The organism is Prevotella amnii CRIS 21A-A, assembly GCF_000177355.1.
Lineage (GTDB): Bacteria > Bacteroidota > Bacteroidia > Bacteroidales > Bacteroidaceae > Prevotella > Prevotella amnii.
In genome coordinates this window covers 1-12,997 of record NZ_ADFQ01000087.1, presented here as the reverse complement: position 1 = coordinate 12,997, position 12,997 = coordinate 1, and the positions used below count along the sequence as shown (strand labels likewise).

The 12,997-nt window shown below is 43.7% G+C and carries 11 protein-coding genes and 1 pseudogene; 11 read left to right on the top strand and 1 reads right to left on the bottom strand.

Translation table 11 applies throughout. The annotated features are described in order from the left end of the window. From HMPREF9018_RS08670 to HMPREF9018_RS08635, 8 genes are all read left to right on the top strand, one after another. Window positions 1-977: tyrosine-type recombinase/integrase (locus tag HMPREF9018_RS08670; RefSeq protein WP_008450558.1), on the top strand; the 977-nt coding region annotated here is incomplete at its 5' end. A gap of 550 nt (window positions 978-1,527) precedes the next feature. After that, on the top strand, window positions 1,528-1,875 hold the full coding sequence (locus tag HMPREF9018_RS08665; protein WP_232724667.1) for a hypothetical protein: 348 nt from the start codon (window positions 1,528-1,530) through the stop codon (window positions 1,873-1,875). A gap of 51 nt (window positions 1,876-1,926) precedes the next feature. After that, on the top strand, window positions 1,927-2,325 hold the full coding sequence (locus HMPREF9018_RS08660) for a hypothetical protein (protein WP_008450566.1): 399 nt from the start codon (window positions 1,927-1,929) through the stop codon (window positions 2,323-2,325). Further along, entirely contained in the window at window positions 2,322-4,385 is a 2,064-nt protein-coding gene (locus tag HMPREF9018_RS08655) for a bifunctional DNA primase/helicase (protein ID WP_008450556.1), read from the top strand. Before HMPREF9018_RS08660 ends, HMPREF9018_RS08655 begins: the two co-directional genes overlap by 4 nt. Beyond that, the gene (locus HMPREF9018_RS08650) at window positions 4,373-4,681 is read left to right on the top strand and encodes a helix-turn-helix domain-containing protein (protein ID WP_008450569.1); all 309 of its coding nucleotides are present in this window, start codon (window positions 4,373-4,375) and stop codon (window positions 4,679-4,681) included. Before HMPREF9018_RS08655 ends, HMPREF9018_RS08650 begins: the two co-directional genes overlap by 13 nt. 165 nt (window positions 4,682-4,846) lie before the next feature. Further along, entirely contained in the window at window positions 4,847-5,773 is a 927-nt protein-coding gene (locus HMPREF9018_RS08645) for an Abi family protein (protein WP_008450571.1), read from the top strand. Between the two features lie 302 nt (window positions 5,774-6,075). Continuing rightward, entirely contained in the window at window positions 6,076-6,681 is a 606-nt protein-coding gene (locus HMPREF9018_RS08640) for a DUF6088 family protein (RefSeq protein WP_008450575.1), read from the top strand. Further along, complete coding sequence (locus HMPREF9018_RS08635; RefSeq protein ID WP_008450579.1) at window positions 6,674-7,690, top strand: nucleotidyl transferase AbiEii/AbiGii toxin family protein; 1,017 nt, start codon at window positions 6,674-6,676, stop codon at window positions 7,688-7,690. Before HMPREF9018_RS08640 ends, HMPREF9018_RS08635 begins: the two co-directional genes overlap by 8 nt. Window positions 7,691-7,777: 87 nt before the next feature. Here the strand turns inward: HMPREF9018_RS08635 and HMPREF9018_RS08630 are convergent. Next, window positions 7,778-9,298 (bottom strand): annotated as a pseudogene (locus tag HMPREF9018_RS08630) (helicase-related protein); the annotation flags it as partial. A 289-nt stretch (window positions 9,299-9,587) separates the two neighbouring features. On the opposite strand from HMPREF9018_RS08630, the gene HMPREF9018_RS08625 reads away from it, so the two are divergent. The 3 genes from HMPREF9018_RS08625 to HMPREF9018_RS08615 are packed head-to-tail and all read left to right on the top strand — an operon-like array spanning window position 9,588 to window position 12,601. Beyond that, window positions 9,588-10,808 (top strand): site-specific integrase, encoded by a 1,221-nt coding sequence (locus tag HMPREF9018_RS08625; protein WP_025064855.1) that lies wholly within the window; start codon window positions 9,588-9,590, stop codon window positions 10,806-10,808. A gap of 4 nt (window positions 10,809-10,812) precedes the next feature. After that, window positions 10,813-12,081: a site-specific integrase gene (locus tag HMPREF9018_RS08620; RefSeq protein ID WP_004348459.1), complete on the top strand. Its 1,269-nt coding sequence runs from the start codon at window positions 10,813-10,815 to the stop codon at window positions 12,079-12,081. A gap of 52 nt (window positions 12,082-12,133) precedes the next feature. Continuing rightward, complete coding sequence (locus HMPREF9018_RS08615) at window positions 12,134-12,601, top strand: DUF1896 domain-containing protein (RefSeq protein WP_008450577.1); 468 nt, start codon at window positions 12,134-12,136, stop codon at window positions 12,599-12,601. Window positions 12,602-12,997 lie beyond the last annotated feature (396 nt).

Sequence of the window (12,997 nt, the reverse complement as noted above, 5' to 3'; positions counted from 1 at the left end):
AGGGCATAGCAACTTCTCCTACCACTTTGTTGGAGCTTAGTAATGCAGAACTACAATCGGTAAAGGAAAGTGTGGGCAAGTCAAAAGCAGAAGGTACATACACTAACCTTTGCTATGCGAATAGAATGCTGTGCGAGTTTATAAAGGACTTAGAGAGTAAGGATATAGAAATCCGAAGTATAACGGAGGAACTGTTTGAGGAATACCGCTTCTTTCTTAAAAAGAAAGGATTGAAAGGCTCTACCATCAACAATTATCTTTGTTGGCTGAGCCGACTGATGTTCCGTGCGGTCAGCAAGAGGATTATCCGCTGCAATCCGCTTGATAACGCCAAGTATGAGAAGGATGAAAAGAAGATACGCTTTCTGCAAAAGAGCGATGTGATGAAACTTATGTCAATGAGGATGAATGACAAGGAAACAGAGTTAGCAAGACAGATGTTCATCTTTTCCTGCTTCACAGGCTTAGCTATCTCAGATATGGAGAATTTGAAATACAAGCATATCCAAACGGCAGCGGACGGACAGATGTATATAAGAAAGGAACGTCAGAAGACCAAGATGGAGTTCATTGTACCGTTACACCCCATTGCCAAGACGATTATCGAGCAGCAAAGGCAACTAAAAGCGGTGAAAGAAGAAGGCAATAATACGGATATGGATAACCGTCTTATCTTTCAACCCTGTTGCAGCAGAAGTGTGTTAGCAGCGAAGTTAAGCATCGTAGGCAGGGCTTGTGGTATCAAACAACGTTTGTCCTATCACATGGGAAGACATACCTTCGGAACGATGTGCCTAAGTGCAGGTATTCCCATAGAGAGCATCGCCAAGATGATGGGACACGCATCAATTGCAAGTACGCAGATTTATGCGCAGGTAACCGACTGCAAGATTTCGGAAGATATGGATAGGCTTATTGCCAAACAAAAGTGTACGAATGGGATAATGCAAAAGGCAGCATATAAAACAATAGTGTAAGGTCAGAGAGGAAAATGACCATTTCGCTGCAACTCCTTGTATCATAGTCTTTTATTTTTTTATCCTTTTTAATTGTAGCCATATTGTAGCCACAACAGAGTATTTTGAGAGTACACGCAGATACTGCTACCCGAAATGCGCACTTGCATTTCTTGGGTTCAAAAGTACAAAAAAGTAGAACATCCTCCAAATTATTGTGGGAAAATGTTTTAGAAATCTTTTGGCTACAATTTTCAGTGCATGGTGCAAGTCTATATATATAGATAGACCTTGCACCATGCACTGACAGTCCCAAAGGTGTGATTGATATGGCAGGCTCAATATTTTCGCCTACGTATTGGGCAACACGGCAACAAATAACGCATAATGTTAAAAATGCAAAATGGCAATATAATGCCAATATTGGCAATTTAATATTCTTTCTAAAGCCCTATTTGTTAAGAACTTTGCAGCATTATTTCTAACAAAAAGACGGATACATATGAATACAAAGAAACAAAACTCCGGAAGTAATGCAAAATTCTACGTTGTACTTCCGACACTTGAAATCATGCTCTCCGCCAGCAAAAACTGCAAGCTAAGGGCAGGCTATGCCAATATGGAATATTCCAACTTTATGAAACACTGCAAGATGCAGACCGACCTTCGTATCAACACTTATGCAAGATGTGCGGCAGCCTTCGATATGGACGTGCTCTTGATACATCTCCCCAAGGGTATGATTGAGTCCATGATAGCAACCACGCCCCATAAAAGCCTTCGCTTCTCCACAATGGAGCAGGAAGATCTCATCGTCATTCTCAATCGGCTGTGCAAGCTGGACAGTAGAAGATTTAAGCAGCATCTTATGCAGTTATTGCACCAATTGGGGAAGGACTCTGAATTTCCAGACGGATGATAATCCACGGAGAGCAACTATTCAATCCTAAACTGAAAAGAGAAGTGGCATATGACAGAAGAAGACAATTTACAAAAGACGGTAATTGCAGAGTTACGCTCACTAAGGAACGACATGGAGCGGATAGCCGGCTTTATCGTGGAAATGAGACGCGATTATTCCGTTTTGGAGGATAAGATGGAACTCAGTTCCTCCGACGTCATCAGACTCTTGGGCATTTCGCGGGCATCCCTTGCCCGATGGAGGGACACCAACGCAATCCCGTTCAGGTATATATCATGCAACCACGTTGCCTATCCGTTCAAGGGACTTTACGTCGCCGTCAAGAGCGGACGTGCCTCCTTCAAGGGTTTCAGACGAGTGGAAGCCCTACAACGGCTCAACGCCTACAAGGATGGTGTCCTTAAAGGATATATGGGTGATGGTCAAACTTTATTTGAGGAGCTATGAACATCAAAGAAGAAATACTGAGCCGAACCAACAAAGGACTGGATGTGTTCTGCTTCTATATGCCTATCGACTTTGTGCCAAAGCGCAATTTCCGAAATCCTATGTATGACGACAGGCGTGCATCGTGCAATATCTATCTCGACAACAAGTCCGGCTGCTACCGAATGAAGGACTTTGGCAACGATGCCTACTCCGGCGACTGCTTTTGGTTTGCAGCCACAATGCTCGGACTGGACGTGAGGAAAGACTTTGTTAAGGTGCTTGAAACCATAAATCGGGACTTGCAGCTGAATATTTGCATTGAAAGGAAAGAACATAGTAATCCCCACACAATGATGATGAAGCCTTGCAAACCACCCTTAGTACAACCACCTAACCAGCTCAAGAAGATGGAAGGTAAAAAATGGTACAAGCTAATTGAGCAATCTTTCAATGTCAAAGAACTAGACTATTGGGAGCAATACGGCATTGATGCTAAGACTCTGCAACGTTTTCATGTAAAGTCGCTTGCTCGCTATGAGTCTGTCTCCAATCAGGGAAAGCCGTTTACTCTTGGTTCTACACATGATGAGCCTATGTTTGGATATAGCATGGGGAAGTTTGTAAAAGTCTATCGCCCTAAGAGTAAGCTGCGCTTTCTTTATGGGGGTGAGAAAGTGAACGACTATGTCTTTGGCTTCCAGCAGCTGCCCAGCAAAGGGGATGTTGTTTTCATCACAGGTGGGGAGAAAGACGTGCTTTCACTTTCGGCTCATGGTTTCAACGCCATCTGTTTCAACAGTGAGACGGCACAGATTCCTGAGAATATCATCGAAGGATTGCAGCTTCGCTTTCAACACATTATTATATTGTACGATACGGACGAGACAGGTGTAAGGGAAGCTAAACGGCAGACAGATGCATTTGCTCAATACAAGGTATTGAGTCTAACCTTACCATTGCAAGGGGGTAAGTCGGAGAAGGATATATCGGACTTCTTTGCCTTGGGCAATGAAGCAAAGGACTTGAAAGTGCTTCTTAATGATATGTTCACCAATATGTATGCACAGACGATGATGATATTGCAATCTTGTGAGATAGACTACGATAATCCGCCAGACGCTTCAAAGTCGGTGGTGGCAGTAAATGGTGTTCCGCTTGGAACGCAGGACAATCTGTTTTGTATCACAGGTGGAGAAGGAACAGGCAAAAGCAACTACATTGCCGCCATCCTTGCCGGCACACTTGGTTCAGAAAGATTACAGGCAGAGCAAACCTTGGGATTGGAGGTAACTGCCAACCCCAAAGGTTTGGCCGTTCTTCACTATGATACGGAACAGTCCGAGGCACAACTCTATAAGAACTTGGAGAAGACGCTTCGCAGGGCTAGTATCAAGTCCGTGCCTGAGTTTTATCATTCTCTCTATTTGGCATCACTATCTCGCAAGGACAGACTGAAAATCATTCGTGAGAGTATGGACTTGTTTCATCACAAACACAGTGGAATTCATCTTGTGGTCATTGACGGTATAGCAGACTTGATACGCTCCGCCAACGATGAAACGGAGAGTATAGCCATCGTGGACGAACTCTACCGCTTGGCAGGAATTTACAATACTTGTATCATTTGCGTACTCCATTTTGTACCCAACGGCATCAAACTAAGGGGACATATAGGGTCTGAACTGCAACGCAAGGCGGCGGGTATTCTTTCCATTGAGAAGGATGACAATCCTGAATACTCAGTCGTCAAGGCTCTGAAAGTGCGTGACGGCAGTCCGCTAGATGTGCCGATGATGCTCTTTGGCTGGGATAAGAAAGCCGATATGCACGTTTATCGTGGGGAAAAGTCGAAGGAGGATAAAGAGAGACGCAAGACCGATGAGCTGTTGGCTGTCGTAAAGTTTGCATTCCGTGCCAAACTAAAGTTATCATATCAAGAGTTATGCGACGTGTTGATGCGAGAAATGGAAATCAAGGATCGAACGGCAAAGAAGTACATTGCCTATATGAAGGAGCAGCGTATTTTGTCGCAAGACACAAGTGGTAACTATCAAAAAGGAGAATTATGTCATACATAGACCAAAGAACCGAAGATACATGGCAGAAACGCTTGTTTGACAAGCTGATGACTGTCGAGAGTAAACTTGACCATCTGCTGGTTTTGCAAGAGCAATCTGTCGATACGACCATTCACCCTCCATTGAAACCCGAATACTTGGACATCATTGATGTTTCCAAGATACTTAAAGTAGAGCAGAAAACCATCTATAACTGGGTTTGGGCAGGAAAAATACCATACCTGAAAGCCAATGGGCGTTTACTCTTCCTCAGAGAAGAGATAGATGAGATGCTCCGAAAGCGAGAGGGATGGTAATTATTGTTGCTTATATTTTTTTATCCGCAATTATTTTGCCGGAACAAAAAATAATACTTACCTTTGCAAGCAGAAAGTTGGTTGCGGTTTTACCGCACATGAAGATAACAGTACTCGCTTGGCATACCGTAAGATCTGCCGGCGAGTCATTTTTTTATATATACTATGGCAAATAAAAAATCACGTTCCATTCAGGAACAAATCGATTTACTGAAAGATAGGGGCATGATTATTGAAGACGAGGATTTTGCCCGTCTTCACTTGAACCATATCAGCTACTACCGATTAAAGGGGTACTGGTGGGATATGCAAAAGGACAGAGACCATCATATATTTATGGAGGAATCCAGATTTGAGGATGTTATCTCACGTTATTTCTTCGATAAGGAATTACGCCTGATACTGTTTGATGCCATTGAAGCGATAGAGATAGCACTACGAACAAAAATGATTTATCATCTCTCACAATCTTTTGGCAGGCTATTCTATACCGACAAAAAACTCTTTGTAAATGAATCTCTCCACCAACAACATATAGAGGATTTGATGAGCGAATTTATGCGCAGTGGTGAAGTCTTTATAAAAGAATACAAACGCAAATACGGAGTGTGGAAAGACGGGAAATGTATATCATTTACCCAGCAGCCTGATGCGTGGGTGATTTTTGAGGTGGCAACTTTCGGTACTCTTTCAAAGATATACAAGAATCTCTGTCATCAGTTACCGGAAAAGGCGAGAATTGCCAATGACTTCGGACTTAACATACACACAGAACTCTCAAGCTGGCTCGAAGCTATATCTTATCTGAGGAATATTGTAGCCCATCATTCCAGAGTTTGGAGTCGGAATATGGTAAAACGACCTATGGACATCAACAATCCCAAAGGTATTTGGCTGAAAAAGCCTCTTTCGGAGTTTGCCAAGAAAAAGCCATATCTGATAATTATCTCTATGCTATACCTGTGCAATGCTATCAATGCCGGGGACACATACAAAAAGAAAATTATCTCATTGATAGAAGAATGTCCGGATATTCCAATTTACAAGATTGGCTTCCCTAACCATTGGAATAAAGAACCTATCTGGCAATAATGAATTTATGGAGATAATTCAACCAATTATCATACACAATATAAGAATGCCAAGATAAAAATTTTTCAAAAATCGAAAGTCAAGCACAAGAACAAGTGCTTGACTTTCATTTGGATAACCAATACATATTTAGTGTCTCCATTTGAGTCTGAAACTCTGTGAATGGCTATCTTCAAAGGAAAGGCTATTTCTTTTAGCAAATATATATTTTTTCGTAGATTTTTGAGCTGACTATGGATTTTAATATGTATCTTTGCTGTCGTGAATAATGTATTGTTTCGCGACAAAAATTACATGTAAATATGAATGAAAGTATTGAAAATAAAATACTTACAAAGGTAAAAAAGTGCGGACGTAGTTCTGTATTCTTTATTGGTGATTTTATTTCGTATGGTAGTCGAAATTCAGTTAATAAAGCATTGGAGCGCCTCACGGCGAAGGGACTGTTGCTTAGAGTCGCACGTGGTATTTACTGCTATCCTAAAATAGAAAAGGTGTATGGACTTGGTGCAGTCCCTCCTTCGCTTGAAGACATCGCCAAGGCAATGGCAAAAAGAGACGGGGCAAGAATTGTCCCAACAGGGCTTTTTGCCCAATACCAACTGGGACTTACTCAACAGGTGCCGATGAATGTTGTTTATTTAACTGACGGAGTGTCTCGCACAATAGATCTTGGCGAGGGGAAAAACATAAAATTCAAGCGTGCCTCACCCAGATACTTTGCCATTCGCAGCCAGTTAGCTCTTCTTTTGACAATGGCACTTAAAGATTGGAAAGTGGAAAATTTGACGGAGGAACAGATCGCCCTCATTAAAGCACAGGTAAACGCAAATCCCCGCTTTCAGGCGACAGATCTAAAACTAATGACCTCAAAGGTAAGGGAATTTATAATTAGCTTGTATGAATAAGTTTTTGAAATTATCAGATTCACAGCGAAAAACCGTCTATGAATCAATTGCGCATAAGGTGGGACTGCCAGCCCAAGTCGTTGAGAAAGATTTCTGGGTAACCGCAATCCTACAGGTGGTCTTTGCACTGCCTGTTGCCAGGCATATAGTTTTCAAGGGTGGTACAAGTCTGAGCAAAGGATGGAAACTCATAGAACGATTTTCGGAGGATATAGACCTTGCTTTTGATCCCGTATTCCTTGGTGCGCAGGAAGGAGACCTTACGAAAAAACAAATCAAGAAATTGCGTAAGACATCATCGCTTTTCGTTTTAGCGAAGCTGGCTCCCATGATTTGCGAAGAACTTGAACGGCAAGGATTACAGTCGTTTATTACAGTCGAAGCACAACCCAACGGCGAAGGTGATAACACGTATCCCGAACCACGTCAGATTTATCTTCATTACAAGTCTGTCTTTGATAAGGCACTCACATATCTTCGTCCTGATGTAGTATTGGAAGTCAGTGCGCGTTCATTGATTGAACCGACAGAGCCAATACAAATCAAAAGTATCCTTGGTGAGAACCTCCCTGTTATGCCATTGAACGATAGTGTCATAAATACTGCCATTCCTGCAAAGACATTTCTTGAAAAGGTGTTCTTGCTCCATGAGTTATTCTCTGTTCCCGGGCATGGAATGGTGGCTGAACGCAAAAGCCGACACCTTTATGACCTTTACGTCATGATGAATAAAGATTTGGCAAGGGATGCAGTTAGTAATGATGTTTTATGGGAATCCATACGCCATCATCGGGAAATTTACACCTCTGTGCGAGGTGTGGACTATACACCTGATATACGCAAACGTCTCCAGCTTATCCCCAGAAAAGATATTATTGACACATGGAGTTCTGACTATGATTCAATGAAAGAATCTATGATTTACGGGGAAAAGCCAACATTTGATGAATTATTGAAGGGGATGTCAAAACTTCAGGAGATGTTTAGAGGAGGAGATTGTTATAAATAATGCTTACGGTTCTGGAATAGAACAAGATTTCGGCAATAAAATGGTATTATTGCCGAAATCTAATCGTTAACACTTATAGTTCTATATTTAGTGTCTCCATTTGGGTCTGAAACTCTGTGAATGACTGTCCTCTTCTTTATTTTGAACAGGAGACGGCTCATTGCTTACCTTGACAGAATGACTATTGCCAGATAAAGCCTCTTCTTGTTTCATGCCCTCCGTTTCTTCCTTTTCCTCTTCCGATGGTGCAAGTGTAAGGGCAATCTTTCTGTCCAACTCTGCCGACTGCCCTTTGAGCGAGCGAAGCTCGTCCTCTTTCTTCCACGTCCCATTAGCAATAGCAGTATAGATTTCCTTATTGGCTGCCACCTTCTCTTTCTCCTTCTCATGCGACTCTATCACCTTAGGGATACGCTCCAAGGCATTTACGAAGTTCTCGCAGGCAAGTTTCGGGTCTGCCGCTAACTTACCGTTATTATAAGTATAGTAGATGCTCTCCTGTCCCTTGACAAAGAAGCGGTTTATCGAGCAATCAAACAGATCCTTTGAACTGCTCTCCGTCTTGACCATGATGGAAAAGCCGTAAACCTCGCCAATCTTGTTGTACTCGCTCTTGGTACGAGCCTTTTCCTCTATCTCATGCAGACGGGCGGCGATGACCTTTATGTCGGTACTGTCCTCCACACCTTTAATGACAAGTTTATTGATAGGATTACCTTCTTTGTCACGCTCCACACGCTTCTCAAAGCACGCCAAGTCTGCCTTGGCTTCCTTGATCTTGTCTGAATGGAAAGACACGGAGCTGTCAATCTCCGCCAACTTGCCCGTTGCGGTATCACGCTCACGGAGGAAATTCTTACGCTCGGATTCCAGCGTGGCAATCTTCTTGTCGAGTTTGGCTTTCTCTAACAAGTCCGTATTACCAGATAGCACGGCAACATACTCTGAAAAGTTCATACCGCTATCCTCGTCCATCGATCCCTCGTCAATGGTACGACTACCGAGCGTGTTGGTCTTCAACTGATTGATAAACAATTGCTTGTTATGTAGTAGGTTGAACTTATAACTGTCCAACGACCGCTCCACGGCATAGATAATCACATCGACCTTGTTGTCAGCAAATTCTTTGGCAACCATATTACCTTTACGAATTGCCCGACCATTTCGCTGCTCCAAATCTGAGGGTCGCCAGGGTGTATCAAGTTGATGCACCGCCACCGCACGCTGCTGGGCGTTGACACCCGTTCCAAGCATAGAAGTAGAACCGAAAATGATGCGGATGTCTCCACGATTCATCGCTTCTACCATCGCTTTTTTGGCTTTCTCGTTCTTGCACTCCTGAATAAAGCGTATCTCGTAAGACGGGATATGATAATCTTCTACCAATTTACGCTTCACCTCAGAATAGATATTGAAGTCCCCACCGGGCTTGTAAGTACCCAAGTCAGAAAACACAAATTGCGTACCTTTCTGTGCATCATACTTCTGATAGTAGTCATTGAGTAATTTCGCACAATGGCTTGCCTTGTTGTCGATATGGTCTGAGTACCCGTTTTCGTCTATCATGCGTAGATCCAAGCTCATCTTCCGGGCATAATCAGTTGTTAAGAATCAAGGGAAACAGAGGGAAAAGCAAGGAATGTAACTATTTGAAATATCATCATTTAGCATTTTTATGCCATTATCGAGTTAGGCGAAAGGAAGCATCAAACGGCAGGAGTTCCGTTACCAAATCGTAACCCATCAAGGAAAAAGCAAAAAGGGGTTACGAATTGAAGGTAAACAACTGTATCATAGGTTTTTATTCTTCATCTTTCATTTTTCTGCATCGCTCAGGAATACTTGTTCATCTGTACCTTTGCAAGCAAAGGAAATTTTGAAAAAACGACAGAAAAAAATGAAGGAAAACAAACTCAAAGTATCGTTCTTCGTTCAGGCGAAACGAACCGACAAGAAAGGACTTGTGCCTGTCATCGGGCGCATCTCCGTTGGCAGAACCCATTCGGGCTTCTCCACCAAGTGTAAGACTCCGCTCGCTCTTTGGGACAGCCGCAAGCAAAGGCTTATCGGCAAGAGCAGCATGGCTGTGTCCGTCAATCAGAAACTTGGTGAATGCACTGCACTTATCCACACACGCTTTCACGAACTCAGTGAAAGAGAAGAATCCTTTACAGCCACAGACGTGAGGGATGCCTATCAGGGGCAAATCCACCGCCAAACCCTGCTCTTGGAGAGTTTCGGGGAGTATCTCACACAGACAAAGGAGCGCATAGGCATCGACCGAGCCTTGAAGACGTTCAAACTTCGTACCTACCAGCTCTCCCTGCTCCGTGAGTATGTGCAGAAAAAGCATAAAGTAAGCGATATACCCCTTTCACAGTTGGATAAAGCATTTATCGAGGGATTCGAGTATTATCTCACCATCGAACGCAGACTGAAACGCAGCAGCATATCGAGTACCTTGTCTACTTTGCAGACCATTGTCCGCATAGCGGTAAAGAAAGGTGTGCTGGACTTCTATCCGTTCTTGGGCTACAGTTACGAGCGACCAAAGGGTGAACCGAGAAGCATTACGCAGGAAGAACTTGAGCGCATCATCAACTTGGAGATTGAATGGGAGAACTATCGTTTTGTCCGTGATTTGTTCGTCTTTTCTTGCTTTTCAGGGCTTGCCATCTCCGATGTCCGCAATCTGAGAGAGGAAAACATTGTCTTGGAAGAAGGCAAACTCTGCATCAAGGGCAGACGCATGAAGACCAAGACCCCGTATCGTGTACAGGTGCTTCCCCCTGCGCTGACTATCATGAATCGTTATAGAGGGATAAGGGCAGGCTTTGTCTTTGACGTGCCGACCACCGACATTGTCCTCAATGGTATGCACTACATACAACGAAACATCGGCATGGAAACTCCGCTAACCTTCCACATGGCTCGCCATACCTTTGCTTCGCTTATCACGCTCTCGGCAGGCGTTCCTATCGAAACGGTGAGCCGTATGCTCGGACACACCAACCTGAGAACGACACAGGTATATGCAGCGGTTTCCTCCGAAAGAATCCATCGGGATATGCAAGCGATACAGCAGCGAATACAAGATACATTCACCTTAAAACTTTGACATTATGGCACGAAGTACATTCAAGACACTCTTTTATATCAATCGCTCCAAAGAGAAAAAGAACGGCAGCTGCCCAATTATGGGGCGTATCACCATAGACGGAGAACAAGTACAATACAGCACGGGCAAGGAGATTGCTCCTGAACTTTGGGACAGCCATAAGGGACGGTGCAAGGGAACAGGTGAAGAAACAAAGGAAATCAACCGCTACTTGCAAACCAAAGAGGAACAAGCCAAAGGCAAATACCAAGAATTAGTTTGGCAACGTGGCTATATCACTGCCGAGTTGTTGAAACGTGAACTCATGGAAGAGGACAATCCCAAAGGCTTTCTTTTGGAGGAAGCCCGACTATTTATTGAGGAAAAGCGTCCATGCGTAGGACTGACGATTGCCAAGCCTACCTTTGCTAATTACATCTACGCCACACAACTCATAGAGGCTTATCTGCGTGAACGCTTAGGGCTGGAGGATATTCGCTACTCCCTGTTGGACTATGGCTTTATTGAGGGAATGGACTTCTATCTCAAATCAGAACGCAACCTCTCTCTTGCCACTATTCAGGTAGTGGTCATCTTCCTTAGAAAACTCATCGGCATAGGTCAGCAGAAGAAGTATATCCGCATTGATCCGTTTGCAGACTACAAAGCAGAACTTCCACACCGCACAAGGCGTTATCTCACTACGGAGGAGCTGCAACGAGTATTGCAAACGCCCATCATTGACAAACAGTTCGAGCGAGCAAGGCAACTCTTCATTTTCTGCGCCTTCACCGGTTTGGCTCGTGTGGATATGCAACGGCTCAAACCGAAGCATATCACCCATAATGCTGACGGCACGGAGGAAATACGCATCAAAAGGCAGAAAACGGATGTAGAGGCGATTATTCCGCTCCTGCCTATTGCCAAACAAATCCTTTCGCTCTATATCAAGGACAAGAAAGCGGACGACTTGATATTTCCCAATCTCACAATAAGGAAAGCATCCTTTGCGTGTGTGAACATCGGGCAGATATGCCGGATAGATAAGGGCTTGACCTTTCACATGGCTCGCCACACATTCTCAACCACGATATGCCTATCCAATGGTATTTCGATGGAAACGCTCAGCAAGATACTCGGACACAGCAATATAGGTACGACACAAATCTACGGAAAGATAACCGACCACAAGATACAGGAGGATATGACTGCACTCACAGACAGGGAGCATACTGTATTTGAAGGTTATTGTGAGTCGATAGCACGGCAGAACGTGCCACTGCAACACGCATAAAAAGGAAGTAATTACCAAACATTTATTATTCACGATTGAAAACCAAATGATTATGAAAAAGAACAACAAACAGGAACTTTCTTACTTTCGATTGAAATTAAGAAGTTACATGAGTGAGCATCACCCTGAGAGATTGAAAGATAAGGAGTTTATCACTGCACGGGCAGATATGGCTCTCACAGCTTACTGCGATGCCGTGACACAAGGTTTCACGCACCCCGAAGCGGAAAGCATGGCAAGCGAGGTTTTGTATCAAGGCTTGCACTTTTCCAAGTATGATACGCTTGTATCCGTGTTTGAGAATGAGTTTGAAAGGGAACTGCCTGCACCTCTCCCAGAGAAACTCGTACCTATATTGTTGTCGAATAAGGCTATTCAAGCCACATTCGACAAGTTCGGTTTGACGGACACATTTGCTTCTGACGAGCAATACGACCGTCTTTACACCGAACTCACAGGCACGATAGTGCTGCTTACCAAGAGCAATCATTTGCCAATAATCGGTCAGACGGAGAGGTAAGCCCAAAGGCGTTGTAAGCAAAGGCACACGCAAAGTCCCTGATGCCGTTTCTTATCGTGCAAAGGTACAACGGCAGCCAATCTGCCCTGACAAGGTCAAGTCCTGCGGATGGAGAGAAGAATCTCCACCGCAGGATTTTTCTTTTCAAGTTTGTATTGCCATTTTCAATATTCGTGCGGTCGTATTCATCTCTCCCAACCTTGCAGAGCAGGGCTGCCGTAAGAGAGTATAGGCACGACAAGAATACGGCATACTCAGGCTCTTTGGACGCAAGGCGTAACAGCCAACAATAGATAGGACTGACGATAATACGGACTATCTGTTGTTTGTACAATTTATTGTCATGACTATCTGTTGTCATGACTATCTGTTGTCAAAACTATATATCGTCAAAAC